Source organism: Embleya scabrispora (assembly GCF_002024165.1).
GTDB lineage: Bacteria > Actinomycetota > Actinomycetes > Streptomycetales > Streptomycetaceae > Embleya > Embleya scabrispora_A.
In genome coordinates this window covers 300,416-314,011 of the sequence record NZ_MWQN01000001.1, presented here as the reverse complement: position 1 = coordinate 314,011, position 13,596 = coordinate 300,416, and the positions used below count along the sequence as shown (strand labels likewise).

Annotated in this window: 17 protein-coding genes and 1 pseudogene; 9 read left to right on the top strand and 9 right to left on the bottom strand. The window is 72.4% G+C overall.

The features are described from left to right. Positions 1–21: 21 nt before the first annotated feature. Complete coding sequence (locus tag B4N89_RS01465) at positions 22–936, bottom strand: TIGR03620 family F420-dependent LLM class oxidoreductase (RefSeq protein ID WP_078974056.1); 915 nt, start codon at positions 934–936, stop codon at positions 22–24. Positions 937–1,118: 182 nt separating this feature from the next. On the opposite strand from B4N89_RS01465, the gene B4N89_RS01460 reads away from it, so the two are divergent. Continuing rightward, a complete protein-coding gene (locus B4N89_RS01460) occupies positions 1,119–1,685 on the top strand; it encodes a TetR/AcrR family transcriptional regulator (protein ID WP_078974055.1) in 567 nt (188 codons plus the stop codon). A 55-nt stretch (positions 1,686–1,740) separates the two neighbouring features. Further along, the gene (locus tag B4N89_RS01455) at positions 1,741–2,223 is read left to right on the top strand and encodes an NUDIX domain-containing protein (RefSeq protein WP_078974054.1); all 483 of its coding nucleotides are present in this window, start codon (positions 1,741–1,743) and stop codon (positions 2,221–2,223) included. Positions 2,224–2,239: 16 nt separating this feature from the next. On the opposite strand, the gene B4N89_RS01450 is transcribed toward B4N89_RS01455, so the two are convergent. Then, a complete protein-coding gene (locus B4N89_RS01450) occupies positions 2,240–2,827 on the bottom strand; it encodes a hypothetical protein (RefSeq protein WP_078974053.1) in 588 nt (195 codons plus the stop codon). 243 nt (positions 2,828–3,070) lie between these two features. On the opposite strand from B4N89_RS01450, the gene B4N89_RS01445 reads away from it, so the two are divergent. Both B4N89_RS01445 and B4N89_RS01440 read left to right on the top strand, forming a co-directional pair. Next, positions 3,071–3,649 (top strand): TetR/AcrR family transcriptional regulator, encoded by a 579-nt coding sequence (locus B4N89_RS01445; RefSeq protein WP_078974052.1) that lies wholly within the window; start codon positions 3,071–3,073, stop codon positions 3,647–3,649. Positions 3,650–3,816: 167 nt separating this feature from the next. Next, positions 3,817–5,055: a cytochrome P450 gene (locus B4N89_RS01440; protein WP_078974051.1), complete on the top strand. Its 1,239-nt coding sequence runs from the start codon at positions 3,817–3,819 to the stop codon at positions 5,053–5,055. Between the two features lie 263 nt (positions 5,056–5,318). Here the strand turns inward: B4N89_RS01440 and B4N89_RS49540 are convergent, their stop codons facing one another. From B4N89_RS49540 to B4N89_RS01415, 6 genes and pseudogenes are all read right to left on the bottom strand, one after another. After that, on the bottom strand, positions 5,319–5,495 hold the full coding sequence (locus B4N89_RS49540; RefSeq protein ID WP_161500582.1) for a hypothetical protein: 177 nt from the start codon (positions 5,493–5,495) through the stop codon (positions 5,319–5,321). Continuing rightward, positions 5,492–5,770 carry a hypothetical protein gene (locus B4N89_RS01435; protein WP_078974050.1) on the bottom strand — a complete coding sequence of 93 codons (279 nt, stop codon included), beginning with the start codon at positions 5,768–5,770 and terminating at the stop codon, positions 5,492–5,494. The genes B4N89_RS49540 and B4N89_RS01435 overlap by 4 nt, the downstream gene beginning before the upstream one ends. A gap of 16 nt (positions 5,771–5,786) precedes the next feature. Then, positions 5,787–6,041, bottom strand: coding sequence for a hypothetical protein (locus B4N89_RS01430; RefSeq protein ID WP_078974049.1), 255 nt, complete (start codon positions 6,039–6,041; stop codon positions 5,787–5,789). 155 nt (positions 6,042–6,196) lie between these two features. Further along, positions 6,197–7,182 (bottom strand): annotated as a pseudogene (locus tag B4N89_RS01425) (SDR family oxidoreductase). Positions 7,183–7,260: 78 nt separating this feature from the next. After that, positions 7,261–7,755 (bottom strand): MarR family winged helix-turn-helix transcriptional regulator, encoded by a 495-nt coding sequence (locus B4N89_RS01420; protein WP_101896969.1) that lies wholly within the window; start codon positions 7,753–7,755, stop codon positions 7,261–7,263. Between the two features lie 109 nt (positions 7,756–7,864). Beyond that, positions 7,865–8,668, bottom strand: a complete 804-nt coding sequence (locus B4N89_RS01415; RefSeq protein WP_078974047.1) for an ATP-grasp domain-containing protein — start codon at positions 8,666–8,668, stop codon at positions 7,865–7,867. Between the two features lie 74 nt (positions 8,669–8,742). Between B4N89_RS01415 and B4N89_RS01410 the strand changes: the two genes are divergently transcribed. The 3 genes from B4N89_RS01410 (at position 8,743) to B4N89_RS49535 (ending at position 10,278) form a co-directional block, all read left to right on the top strand. After that, positions 8,743–9,576, top strand: a complete 834-nt coding sequence (locus B4N89_RS01410) for a HipA family kinase (protein WP_235618423.1) — start codon at positions 8,743–8,745, stop codon at positions 9,574–9,576. After that, complete coding sequence (locus tag B4N89_RS01405) at positions 9,576–9,968, top strand: DUF3037 domain-containing protein (protein ID WP_078974045.1); 393 nt, start codon at positions 9,576–9,578, stop codon at positions 9,966–9,968. Before B4N89_RS01410 ends, B4N89_RS01405 begins: the two co-directional genes overlap by 1 nt. Before the next feature lie 136 nt (positions 9,969–10,104). Next, positions 10,105–10,278 (top strand): hypothetical protein, encoded by a 174-nt coding sequence (locus B4N89_RS49535; RefSeq protein WP_160161587.1) that lies wholly within the window; start codon positions 10,105–10,107, stop codon positions 10,276–10,278. Positions 10,279–10,365: 87 nt separating this feature from the next. On the opposite strand, the gene B4N89_RS01395 is transcribed toward B4N89_RS49535, so the two are convergent. Beyond that, complete coding sequence (locus tag B4N89_RS01395; RefSeq protein ID WP_101896968.1) at positions 10,366–11,205, bottom strand: N-acetylmuramoyl-L-alanine amidase; 840 nt, start codon at positions 11,203–11,205, stop codon at positions 10,366–10,368. A gap of 420 nt (positions 11,206–11,625) precedes the next feature. On the opposite strand from B4N89_RS01395, the gene B4N89_RS01390 reads away from it, so the two are divergent. Together B4N89_RS01390 and B4N89_RS01385 are read left to right on the top strand one after the other, a co-directional pair. Beyond that, positions 11,626–12,849, top strand: coding sequence for a beta-ketoacyl-[acyl-carrier-protein] synthase family protein (locus B4N89_RS01390; protein ID WP_078974043.1), 1,224 nt, complete (start codon positions 11,626–11,628; stop codon positions 12,847–12,849). A gap of 230 nt (positions 12,850–13,079) precedes the next feature. Continuing rightward, positions 13,080–13,592 carry a GtrA family protein gene (locus tag B4N89_RS01385; RefSeq protein WP_101896967.1) on the top strand — a complete coding sequence of 171 codons (513 nt, stop codon included), beginning with the start codon at positions 13,080–13,082 and terminating at the stop codon, positions 13,590–13,592. Positions 13,593–13,596 lie beyond the last annotated feature (4 nt).

The following is a 13,596-nucleotide window of genomic DNA, read 5'->3' as shown; positions in this document are numbered from 1 at the left end:
GCCCGGCGCCCGGCTGCCTTCTCAGGCGAACTCCGGTATCAAAGCCGCCAGTTCGCGCCATTCGTCGAGCGGGATGCGGCCCTGGTCCGGGGTGAGGACCTGGAGGCAGACGTGGTCGGCGCCCGCGTCGAGGTGTTCGCGGACGCGCTTCGCGATGGTCTCGGTGTCGCCGATCGCGAACAGGGAGTCGACCAGGCGCGTGCCCTCGCCGTCGAGTTCGGCCTGGCTGAAGCCGAGTCGGCGCAGGTTGTTCACCTGGTGTCGGGCGGCCTGGTAGCCGGCCACGAAGCCGCGCGCCACCTCCAGGGCCCGGGGCCGATCGGCGGCCGGGGAGGGGACCACGGTCAGCGCCACGGACAGGTACGGGTCCGGGCCCATCGTCTCCCGGGCGAGCGCGGTGTGGTCCACCGTCACCAGGTAGGTGTGTGCGCCCCAGGTCCGGCGGCCGGCGAGGGCGAGCATCCCGGGGCCGAGGGCGGCGAGCACTCGGCGGCCGGGGCGCTCGGGCGGGTCGCCGACGAGTACGGCGGCGTCCATCTCGTCGAGGTACGCGCCGACGCCCGCGACGGCGGGGGCGGTGTTCGCCTTGGGCATGCCGGGGATGTCCGCCTGCCCGGCCGCGCGGTGGCCGCCCAGGCCCAGCACGAAGCGGCCCGGATACGCCTCGTTGAGCGTGGCCTCCGCGGCGGCCATCAGGCGCGGGGTGCGCTCGGACATGATCGCGATGCCGGTGGCGACCGGGAGCGTACGCGTCGCCGACAGCAGGAGTTGGGCATGCGTGGTGGCCTCGCGGCCGATGCCCTCGCCGATCCACAGGCCGCCGTAGCCGAGGGCCTCGATCTCGGCCGCCGCGTCGCGTACCGCGCCGGCGGGTCGACCGTCGAACGCGAAGGTCCACAGGCCGAGTCGGCCGAGGGCGGTCTTGTCGTGCGTCATCGGGTTCCGTTTCGGTTCGTCGGGGTGTGCGGGTGGGGCCGGCGGTGCGCCGCGGGCACGGCTCCGCCGACGGGCAGGGCTCCGCCCGGTGTTCCGGAGGGGTCCTCCGGTTTGCCTCCGCCACCATATGGAGGCAGGCTCCGTTTGACAATCATGGAGTCGTTCGTGAGGGAGTGCCGCCGATGAGCCGGCCGATGCGCGCCGATGCGCGGCGCAACTACGAGCGCCTGCTCGCCGAGGCCCGGGTGGTGTTCGGCGAGCAGGGGGTCGACGCGTCGCTCGAGGAGTTGGCCCGGCGGGCCGGGGTCGGGATCGGGACGCTGTACCGGCATTTCCCGACCCGCGACGCGCTGGTCGAGGCGGTGGTGCGGGATCGGTACGACGGTCTCACCGCGCGGGCCGAGGCGTTGCGCGACGCCGAATCCGCGCGCGACGCGCTGGCCACGTGGCTGCGGCTGCTGATCGAGGGGGCCGGTACGTTCCAGGGGATGAGCACGACGCTGATGGCCACGCTCGCCGACGAGACGTCGGAGTTGTACGCCTCCTGCCATGCGATGCGCGAGGCCGGCGCCGATCTGCTCACCCGCGCGCAGGCGGTGGGGGAGGTGCGCGCCGACATCGACACGGACGGGTTGTTCACCCTCGCGCACGGGATCGCGTGGGCGCACGAGCAGCGTGGGGTGGACGATCCGGAGCGGTTGCCCCGGCTGCTCGACGTGGTGGTCTTCGGGCTGGCGACGCGCGGCTGAGTACGCGCCGTGACCCGCTCGGCGTGCGTGCGGTCGGCTCGTCCAGACTGCGGGCATGGACAGCCAGGCGAATGGGTGTGCGGAAGAGGCGGCGGACGTGCGGATCACCGGCGCCGCGGGGGCGTTGTTCTTCGATGCCGAGGGGCGGGTGCTGCTGGTCGAGCCGGACTACAAGCCGGGGTTGGAGTTTCCCGGGGGGATCCTGGAGCCGGGGGAGTCGCCGTGGGAGGGCTGCGTCCGGGAGGTGCGGGAGGAGTTGGGGATCGTGCTCGACGGTGCGCCGAACCTGCTCGTGGCGCAGTGGGTGGCACCGACCGGCGGGCATCGCGGCGGTATGCGCTGGCTGTTCGACGGAGGCGTGTTGACGGCCGAGCGAATCGGGCAAATCCGGCTCCAGGCCGACGAGTTGCGGGCGTGGCACCTGCTGACGCCGGATCAGGGCGCGGCGGCGATGCCGGCGGAACGGGCCGCACGACTGCGAGCGGCGCTGCGGGCGCGGGCGGGTGGCGGGGGGATGTACGTGGAGGGCGTGGAGTGAATGGGGCGAGCGCGGGCTAAGGGTGCGTGCCGCCGCCGCCAGTCACGGCCGCCGTCAGCGCTTCGACCAGCGGGATGGGCGGGGCGTCCGCCGCCGGGTACACCAGCAGGGTGCCGTCGGCCGTGATGTCGAAGCGGCCGCCCAGTCGGCCGTTGCGGGCGGCCTCGTCCGGGTCGAGGGGGATGGGTGGGCCCTCGTCGAGGATCAGGGTGTCCGGGGTCAGGCCGGCGCGCAGTACGGCTGCCTCCAGGGTCCTGGCCCGGCCCGGATGCGACGTGCGCAGCCAGATCTGCCGGGCCGGGAACGGGTCGCGCTCCAGGAACGGGCGACCCGCGTGGTCGAGCGAGAACAGACCCGGGACCGGTCTGCGGTGCGCCACGACGGTCGGTCGACGGCCGGTGAGCCGCGACCGCACTCCGGGCGGCGGGTAGCCGAGTACGGGCAGTGCCGCGATGCCCCGGCGGTCGAACTCCGCCGCCGTCGCGGTCAGAAGCGCCTCGACGCGCTCGGCGATCGCGGCCCAGTCGGCGGGTCGACGCGCGGCCGGGGTCGAGCCGGCCGACCGCCGGCGCTCGGCCTCGATGCGGGCCTCGAAGTCGCTCATGGCGGCAACCTACCGGCGCCTTGCGGGCGGTGGGCCGGTTCGGGCGGGCCGGCGTGCTCGGGGCGCGGTTCGGATGCGCTCACCGGCCCGGCCCGATCGTCAGCGCATCGGGGTCTGCTCCCTGGCCGAGCGGCAAGCCGGTTTCCTTGCGAACAACCGTTCCCGGAGCAAAATTGACGGCCCATCAGCCTTGTCGATTGGCAAAGGTCGACGTATGTTCATGGCCAACAGGAAGGGGGACCCGTGGCGATTCCGGCACCGGAGGACACCTACGACCGGGTGCTCCTGGCGGCAGAGGAACTGTTCGGCGAACACGGCTTCGCCGGCACGTCGTTGCAGGCCATCGCCGACCGCGTCGGAGTGACCAAGGCGGCGCTGTACTACCACTTCCGGACCAAGGACGAACTGCTCGACGCCCTGCTGCGCCCGGCCCTGAACGATCTGGACCGGGTGTTGGAGGTCGCCGAGAGCAGGCGCGGCACCACCGCTCGCCAACGCCTGCTGTTCGAGGGCTACGTCGACTTCCTCATCCGGTATCGCACCCTCGCCGTCATCCTCGACCGAGACGTCGCGATAGGCCGCCACCCCGCCATTCAGCCCCGACTCGCCTCGATCACCGCGCGGGTGCGCGAGGTCCTCGACGACGTCGACGACTCGATCGACTACCGCGTGTCGACGGCGGTGGCGATGGGTGGCATCTACTCCGCCGTCGCCGCCTTCCCCGAACTGCCCGACGACGAGCTGGGTCGCATCCTGCGCGGTGTGGTCCGCAAGCTCCTGGGCCCGCGCCGCAGGGCGCCGGGCACGGTCGCCGGGGTCTGACCGAGCACGCGCCCCGCCCCGCCCCGCCCCGCCTCCCGCAAGACCTCCGCGGGCTCGATACCAGCACGACAGTTCACCGCACCACCGCACCACCGCGACGTTCGGCACCCGTCCCCGGCCGGATCCCGCGGCGACCTCGCACACCCTCCGGCAACGGGAGTTCCACCATGACGTGTCCGGTCCTCGACCACGGCTTCGACCCCACCGACCCCGACCTGTACACCACGCGCATCCCGCTCGACGAGTTCGCGCTGCTGCGCAAGACGTCCCCGGTGGTGTGGGTCCCGCAGACGCCCGAGGTGTCCAACTTCGGCGACGACGGCTACTGGCTGGTCACCCGGCACGCGGACGTCAAGGAGGTCTCCACCAAGCCGGAGATCTACTCGACGAACAAGAACACGGCGATCATCCGTTTCGCCGAGGGCATGGACATGTCCAACATCGATGCGCAGAAGCTCATCATGATCAACATAGACCCGCCGGAGCACACCCGGCTGCGCAGCATCGTCCAGCGCGGCTTCACCCCCCGGGCGATCAACGCCCTCCAGGCCGCGCTGACCGAACGCGCCGCGCAGATCGTGGCGGACGCCAAGGCCAAGGGCTCGGGCGACTTCGTCACCGAGGTCGCCTGCGAACTGCCCCTGCAGGCCATCGCGGAGCTGATCGGCGTACCGCAGGAGGACCGCCGGAAGATCTTCGAGTGGTCGAACAAGATGCTCGGCTACGACGACCCCGAGTACGCGGAGTCGCAGGAGGCGGGCGCGCAGGCCGCCGCCGAGCTGATGCTGTACTCGATGGGCATGGCCGAGGAGCGCAAGGCGTGCCCGGCGCAGGACATCGTCACCCGGCTGATCACCGCCGAATCCGACGGCAGCCTGTCCTCCGACGAATTCGGCTTCTTCGTCCTGCTGTTGGCCGTGGCCGGCAACGAGACCACGCGCAACGCGATCACGCACGGGATGCTGGCGTTCTTCGACAACCCCGACCAGTGGGAGCTGTACAAGGCGGAGCGCCCGGAGACCACGGCGGACGAGATCGTGCGCTACTCCTCGCCGGTGATGTCCTTCCAGCGCACCGCCACCCAGGACACCGTGCTCGGCGGCCAGGAGATCAAGGCGGGCCAACGGGTCGGCATCTTCTACAGCTCGGCCAACTTCGACGCGGACGTGTTCGAGAACCCGACGAAGTTCGACATCACCCGCAGCCCCAACCCGCACCTGGGCTTCGGCGGCGGCGGCCCGCACTTCTGCCTCGGCGCCTCGCTCGCGCGCATGGAGATCAACCTGATGTTCAACGCCATCGCCGACGCGATGCCCGACATCACGAAGGCCGCCGACCCGAGGCGCCTCCGCCACGCATGGATCAACGGCATCAAGGAACTCCAGGTCCACTACACGGGCAAGTAGCCGGGCCCGGCTGCGGCCACCGAAGCAGGCGCCGCCCGCTCCCGGGAGCAGCGGGCGGCGCCTTTCCCGGCCCGCGACGGGCCCGGGATCCAAATGAGGCATGCACCCGTCGCGCCTCCGCGCAAGGTCGCTCGCCGGCCCGACGCCGTGCACGTGTGGGCGCGGGGGTGCGGGGGCGGGTGAACGCCGGGGTGCGGGTCAGTATCCGCGCACGTGGAGCATGGTGACGACGAGGACGCCGGAGCTGACCTCGTACTCGGTGATCACCCGGCCAGGACGGCGGTGCGCCGGTCCGGGTTGTTGCGTATGGCATCGCCGTGCGTGCGCGGGGAGTAGGACATGGCGTCGACGGCCCGGTCGAAAGCCTGCCGGGTTCCGGGGGACAGGGCGTTGTAGCCGGTGAGCGCGGCGTCGGTGTACTGGACCCCATATTTGGTCACGTCTCACCTGCCGGTGTGCCGTCGGCGTTGAACAGGCCGGTGTTGTCGCCCGCGGCGACTCGGGCCGCGATGGCGTCGTCGTGGGCGCGCATCTCGGGAGTTTTGGCCCACGCGGAGGCGACGGCGGGGAGGTTGTCGATGTGGGCGTGGGCGATGTCGTGGTCGAACTGGGCGCGTTCGTGCTCGGGGAGGGCGATGCGAATGTCGTGAAGGGTCCCCGGCAGTTCGATGGTCCGGCCGTCGTGGTGGGCGCGGATGACGGGTCGATCGCTCATGCGGTCCAGGGTGGCATCACCGCGGTGGTGCCCGGTAGCCGGCGCACACGGTGGAGCACGCGCCGGCCATGCGCCCGGGGCGTGGGCGAGCAGGCGGCTGATCATCGTTGACCAGTCGCGTTCGGGTTCGGATCCCGACGACTTTCGGCATCGTGACGGTGAGGATGCCCGCGCTGATCTCGTACTCGGCGATGACGCCGCCGAGGGCGGCCGATCGGCGGTCACGGTCGCCGCGGATGGGATCGCCCCAGGCGTAGGGGTCACGGGCCATGGCGGCGACGTCCGCGTCGAAGGCGCACCGCCGGCTCGCGGTGAGGGCTGCGTATCCGGCCCGGGCCGGATCGGTGCACCGCTTGGACTCGGGGCGCGGGGTGGGCTCGTGTACCCGGTGGGCGCCGTCGGGTTGGCCGACGGCGCCTGGCCCCGTCAGGCCTTGAGCAGTGCGGCTTCCTTTTCCGGGGCAGGCCGACCACCGGGCGGTCGGGGCGTTGGGGGGCCACGCCGCCCAGGGCACACAGCCAGGCCCACGTATCGGCCACGGTTTCCGCCGCCGGGCGGATCCGGAGGCCGGCGGCCAGGGCCTTGCCCACGTCGCGGCGGTGGATGCTGTCGTAGTCCGCGCCCGCCGGAACCCACACCGGCAGTTCGATCCACGGCTGGACGTCGGCGGCCAGGATCGTCTCGGGGTCGATCCAGCGCAGTTCGGCGGTGGAACCGGTGACCCGCACGCACAGGTCGAGCAGTTCGCCCATCGTGGTGTGACCCGTCGGCGAGATCAGGTTGTACGGGCCGCTCAGGCCCGCCTCGGCGGCGTGCACCGACCACTCGGCCAGGTCGCGCGCGTCGATGAACTGCAGCGGGGACTCGCGCGGGCCGGGCGCGACCACCGGGCCGCCTCGGGCGATCCGGTTGAGCCACCATGGCAGGCGGCCGATGTTCTCGCGCGGGCCCAGGATCAGACCGGCGCGCGCGTGCACATATCGGTCGCCGAAGGCCCGCTCGACGGCGATCTCCGCACCGCGCTTGGCGATGGGATACGCCACGTCGCCGTCGTCGTCGGGCGAACCCTCGACCAACGGCGCCTCCTCGCCCAGCCCGATAGGCGTCGGGTCCGCGTATACCGAACACGAGGAGATGTACACATAGCGCCCGACCCGGTCGGCCAGCAGATCGGCCGTGTCCCGCACCGCCCTGGGCGCGGCACTCCAGGTGTCCAGGACCACGTCCCACTCCCCGCCGGCCAGCGCCGCCAGACCGCCCTCGACGGTGCGATCGCCGACCAACGGGCGTGCCTCGGGCGGGAGTTCGTAACGGCCGCGGTTGAACACGGTGACGTCCCAGCCCCTGGCGAGCGCGGCGTCGGTCAGGGCCCGGCCGACGAATTCGGAACCACCCAGGATCAAAGTTCTCATGATCCGACTCTGCCCGCGTACGCCCGCCACGGGAAGGACCCTCTGCTCTCGGCGGAATTCCCCGGACGCCGAACCCACTCACCTCGCCGACCCGCGCGCACACGGATGCCCCGCCCCGTCGCGGTCCACCGACTCCTGCTCGGCCAGTTCCCGATCCAGCAGGCGCAACAGCCGCAGCAACTCGGCCCGGTCCGCCTCGCCGAGCCGGTCGAACACGGCCGCCCCCGCGCCCTGACGGATCGCCCGGATCCGACGCACCTCGGCGCGCCCCTCCTCCGTCGGCTCGACCAGCGTCGCCCGCCGATCCACCGCCGAGGCGCTGCGCCGGACCAATCCGCGCGCCGCCAGGTCGTCGACCACCGTCGTCGCCGAACGGGGCACGATCTCCAGGCGCGCGGCGAGGTCCGCCATCCGCAGCGGCTTCCCGGCGTGCGCGAGCACCTTCATCGCGTGCGCCTGGGCGGGGGTCAGGCCCAACGGGGCGAGTTCGCGGCCGGCGCGGATCCGGATGCGCTTGGCCAGGCGCATGAACAGGTCGCCGATCGGCGCCGAACTGGATTGCGGCGAGCTCACGCGTGTCACGTCCCGAGGAGCGGGGATCCTGATGGACCCGGGTACACCCATTGTCGCCGGACCCGTCGCACGGCCCCCCATCCCCGGGTCGCCCGCCGGCTCCGAACCGTCACCCCCGGTCCCGAACGACGGGGGCGTGCCGAACAAACGCCGCGTCCCGTGCCGCGAGTTCCCGACGCGGCCCACCGGCGCGCAGCACCACGTCCAGCACCCGGTCGATCTCACCCGCGTAGCCCCCCGAGGCCCAGGCGGCGTTGGCCTCGACGACCGCCCAGCCCGCGTCGGTGCGCCCCACGTCCACCACGACCGCCGAGGGCAGGTCCGCCCCGGCCGCGGCCAGCACGTCGGCGCCGAACGCGAGCGCGTCCGGACCGCGCCGGCACGCCGCGATCGGCGCGACGTCGAGGTCGCCGTCGACGGCGTAGCGCGACGCCGTGTGCACCGCCCCGTCCAGGCAGAACAGCCGGTACTCCGCCCGGAACACGACGGTCTCGCTGAGCAGCACCGCGGTGTCCGGGTCCGCCGCGTCACTGCCCGGCAGTTGGGTGCCGTCCCGGTACACCCGGGCCGGGAACGACTTGTCGTTCGGCGGCTTGACGAACATCGGCCGGCGCAGGGTCCATGCGTGCGCCAACGTGGTCGCGGTGATCTCCCGACGGGTCAACTCGACCGGCAGCCGTGCCAACCAGTCCTCCGGCGCCTCCAACAGGCCCAGGTCCAGGTCGCGCGCGGTCGCGTCGGCGAACAGCGGACCCGCGTACAGGTGCGCCCGCACGCCCATCAGGTCGGCGGGCGCCTGCCAGGTGTGCAGGCGGCGTACCGGCAGGTCGCGGCGGTGGGCGGCGCTCGTCAGGGCCCGGTCGGTGTCGGTGCCGCGCGGAGACAGGACCAGGACGCGGTCGGTGTGGGTCATCGGCCCAGGGTGTCGGGAACCGGCGCGGCGGGGCGAGTGTTTTTCGGCGTCGAGGGCGTGGCATTGTTTCGGGCATGCTTCCCCTGGTCCATGCCATTCGTTACGTCACGCCCATGCGTGAGGGCGGCTCGTTGCCCGGGCTCGTCGAGGCCGACGACCTCGGGACGTACGTCGTCAAGTTCCGCAGTGCCGGGCAGGGGCCCAAGGTGCTGGTCGCCGAGGTCGTGGTGGGCGAACTCGCGCGTCGGCTCGGACTGCCGGTGCCGGCGCTGGTGCGGGTCGAGGTCGATCCGGTGATCGCGCGCGGCGAACCGGACCAGGAGGTACAGGAGCTGGTGCGGGCCAGTGCCGGGCTGAACCTCGGGATGGACTTCCTGCCGGGCTCGGCCGACTTCACCCCCGCCACCTGGGAGCCGGATCCCGACCTGGCCGCGCGCGTGTTGTGGCTGGACGCGCTGACCTCGAACGTGGACCGTTCCTGGCGCAACCCGAACCTGTTGGTCTGGCACGGCCGGTTGTGGCTGATCGACCACGGCGCCTCGTTGTGGTTCCACCACGCGTGGCAGGCCGCCGCGTCCGCCGCCACGCGCGCGTTCGACGCGAGCGACCACGTGTTGGCCGCGCTCGGCGGTCCGGGCCTGCTCAAGGCGGACGCCGAGCTGGCCCCGAGGATCACCCGCGAACTGCTGACCGAAGTGCTGGCCCTGGTCCCGGACGAGTGGCTGGAACCGGGCGACGCGGAGCGGGCCCTCGGCCTGGACGGCCCCGACGCACTGCGCGAGGCGTACATCGCGCACCTGCTGGCCCGCGCCGCCGCCCCGCGCGCGTGGTTGCCGGAGATCGCGCCCGAGGTGTCCGCGCGCCAGGGCGCCGCGCAGCCGTCGAACCGTCCGGATTGGCTGAAGTGATGACGATGGCCGTGCAGCGGGAGTTCTTCGAGTACTCGATCATCCGGCTGGTGCCGCGCGTGGAGCGCGGGGAGTGCCTGAACGTCGGGGTGGCCCTGTACAGCCAGGCCTTCGACTTCCTGGGCGCGCGGACGCACGTCGAGCAGTCCCGGTTGTGCGCGCTCGACCCGGAGGCCGACCCGACGCAGGCCCGGGCGGTGCTGGCCGCGTGGGAGCTGGTGTGCGCGGGCAGCGAGTCGGCCGGCGCGCCGGGCGCGGAGCCGCTCGGCCGGCGCTTTCGCTGGCTCACCGCGCCGCGCAGCACGATCGTGCAACCGGGCCCGGTACACGGCGGGTTGACCGCGAATCCGGCGGCGGACCTGGATCGGCTGTTCGACCTCCTGGTGTTGTGACGGATGCGGCCATCCCTCGGATGCCGGCCCTTCATGCCGCAGGTTCGGAACCGGTCGTGATCTGTCGGTGATCGAACGCGCTGCGCTACCGTGGCTCGCACGGGTGCGTTCCCGGACTCCGACGGAGGAGGCGACGATGATCCGTACCTACGGTCCGCAGAGTCGCGGCATGGTGGTCTGCACGCTCGTGCTGCTGACCATCCTCGGCCTGTACAGCGCGGTCTACGAAGCGGTCGCGTGGACGTGGCTGGTGTGGTCGCTCCTGGCGATCGTCACCGGCCTGCTCGTGGCCACCGATCGAGGCGTATAGCGACGCCGATCGGGGGGTACGGCGCCGCGCCCCGAGGCCCGGGCGGACCCGTGGTTCGCGGCTCACGGTTCGCGGTTCGCGGTTCGCTCACGCCACCGTGAACCCGTGCCTGTCGCCCAGCCGGGCCAGCGAGCGGCGACCCGGGATGCCGTCGGCGTCGGAGCCGCTGTAGCCGAGCCTGCGCTGCCACTCCGCGTACGCCCGCACCGTCGCGGTGCCGTAGTGCCCGTCGGCCAGGCCCTCCGCCAGCAACCCCTCCGCGACCAGCGCGTTCTCCACCATGCGTGTCCCCATGTAGGTGACGGGCGTCCCGGCCCGCTCCGGGTCCGAGCGCGCCGCCGCGATCAGTTCGGCCAGGTCCACGGCGGGCCGCTGGGCCGGGATCTCGACGGCGGGGCCACCCGTGGCGGCGGCCACGATCCCGGGGAAGACCAGCTCGGTGAACTGGCGCACCCGCGCATCGCCGGGGCAGGCGGTGCCGCCCAGCGACCACTGGGCGAACATCCGGTGGTACCCGTAGCCCGGGTCGTCCCAGGTGCGGCACACCCGCAGCGGCAGGCCGTGCCGTTCGTGCAGCCAGACGCCCAGCCGGACCAGGCTCGCGATCTGGGCGTCGGTCCACGGATCGGTGTGCTCCAGGTTGCTCGCGCTCTCGCAGCTGACCGCTCCGGTGCCGTCGGCCCGCCGGTTCGCCGAGGCGTTGGCGTCGGCGCGGGTCTCGGTGCCGATGAACTGGAACAGGCTGCCGTCGTACGCGCAGCCGAAGTGCGACTCCAGGTTGGTCGAGTCGCGCCAGTACTCGTACATCCGTTCCCCGGACCACGGCGCGGCGATCGAGTGGAGGATCAACTGGGTGGGGCGGATGGCGGGTTGGGAGTCGGATTCGGGTTGTAGTTCACGTTTGGTGGCTCCGGAGTACCAGGCCATGGCGTCCCCCTGGGATCGACTGCGGGAAAGTCGCGAATGGCCATGGTCGCGATGCTTCGCCCGGTTTTAGTCGATCTTCGGGAAAATCGGGTCAACCGTCCATGATTCGGCGATAATGCCCGCCGGCGGGACTCGCCTCCGGCGCCGGCTCGATATGTGTCCCGTATCGGCCGAAGATGCCGGCCGCGCGCATTCGACTTATGCCGGTATCGGGGCTTTGTGCGGGATTTGCGGCGCTGGGTCGGTTACCGGTCGGTTGTCGAGTCTCCACAAGTATTAGGACGTCCTCTTTATCGGTGTCGATACCCCGGTGCCGACGTATCCCTGACAGCGTTGCGAGACAAGTGACCGGCTCATGATCGTGCGCCGGTCGTCTGTGTCGCGTTTTGACAAGGCTTCGACTGAGCTGGGGTGCGTTGTATGTCGCTCGGCAGGACCGATGTGGTGGTGACGGGGATGGGTGCGACCACGCCGTTGGGCGGGGATGTGCCCTCGACGTGGGCGGCCCTGCTGGCGGGCGAGTCGGGAATCGGCCCGCTGACGGATCCCTGGGCGGCCGACCTGCCGGTGCGGATCGCCGGGCGGATGAAGGTCTGCCCCGAGACGGTGCTCGACCGGGTCCGGGCCCGACGGCTGGACCGGTGTCAGCAGGCCGCGCTCGTGGCCGCGCGCGAGGCGTGGCGCGACGCGGGCGCGCCGGCGGTCGAGCCGGAACGGTTCGCCGTCGTGGTCGGCACCGGCATGGGCGGCGCCATGACGATGCTCGCGCAGCACGACCTGCTGGCCGAGTCCGGGGTGCGCCGGGTGTCCCCGCATACCGTGCCGATGCTGATGCCCAACGGGCCGGCCGCGCAGGTGAGCATGGAACTGGGCGCCCGGGCCGGCGCGTACACCCCCGTGAGCGCGTGCGCGTCGGGCTCCGAGGCGATCGCCTACGGCCTGGACCTGATCCGCCTCGGCCGGGCCGACGTGGTGGTCGCGGGCGGTGCGGAGGCGACGATAGGCGCGCTGCCCATCGCCGGCTTCGCACAGGCCCGCGCGTTGTCCACGCACGACGGCGACCCCGCCACCGCGTCGCGTCCGTTCGACGTCACGCGCAACGGCTTCGTGATGAGCGAGGGGGCCGCGCTGGTGGTCCTGGAGCGGGCCGAATTCGCGGCGGCGCGCGGTGCGTTCGTACACGCGTACCTGGCGGGCGCCGGGGTCACCTCGGACGCGAACCACATCACCGCCGGCTACGGGCCCGGCCAGGTCCGGGCACTGCGGCTGGCCATGGCCGAGGCGGGCGTCACCGGCGCCGACGTGGACCACATCCAGGCGCACGCGACCTCGACGCCGGCCGGCGACGTGTTGGAGGCCGCGTCGATCACCGAGGCGATCGGTACACACGCGGCGGTCACCGCGATCAAGTCGATGCTCGGCCACCTGTGCGGCGGCGCCGGCGCGATCGCCGCGGTCGCGGCGGTGTCGGCGCTGCGCGACGGGGTCGTCCCGGCCACGATCAACCTGGACTCCCAGGACCCGGACATCGACCTCGACGTGGTCGCCAAGGAACCCAGGGTCGGCCCGCTCAACGTCGCCGTGGCCAACGCCTTCGGCTTCGGCGGACACAACGCGACGCTGGTCTTCACGTCGGCCGACTAGCGCCGGCGACGCCCAGGGAACGAGCGCTCCGATCGGCTGCGGTCGGGGCGCACCCGGGCGGCGGGATGCCGGCGACGGGCGTGTTGTGGGCGTGGCGTCGGCGGTGAAAAACCCGGTGCGTCGGGGCTGTGTCTTCCGCCAGGCTTGGTTCCGTGTTTTTATCGGGAATCCCGCGTGCATCGAGCGAATCAGGAAGCTCGTTTGCCTCATTCGTTTCTAGGCTGAAGCCTATGAAGACCACGGGGAAGAGCAGCGCGGACACCAGCGGCGAGGCGGCGGGCGGCGAGACCGGGAAGCCCGGTCCGATCGCCGCGTTCGCGCGCTTCGTGCTCTTCGGCGGCGGCACCGGAATCGCCTCCTCCGGTGCGCTGGTCGTCCTCTCCGGCACGATGCCGATCGCGGTCGCCAACGCGTTCGTGACCGTGGTCTCCACGGTGGCCGCCACCGAGCTGCACAGCCGGTTCACCTTCGGCGGCGGCCGGGCCGGGCTGCGCGCGCACGGGCAGTCCGCGCTCAGCGCGCTGGCCGCGTACCTGGTCACCACTGCCGCGATGCTGGGCCTGCACGCGGCGGCCCCGGGCGCGGGCGTCCTGGTCGAACAGGGCGTCTACCTGGGCGCGTCCGGCCTGGCCGGGATCGGCCGCTTCGTGCTGCTGCGGCTGTTCGTCTTCGCCCGCCCCGACGCCCGGCCCCGCCCGGCCGCGCCCGCGCTGGCACGCGCCCAGGTGGTGGCCGCGGCGTAGGGCG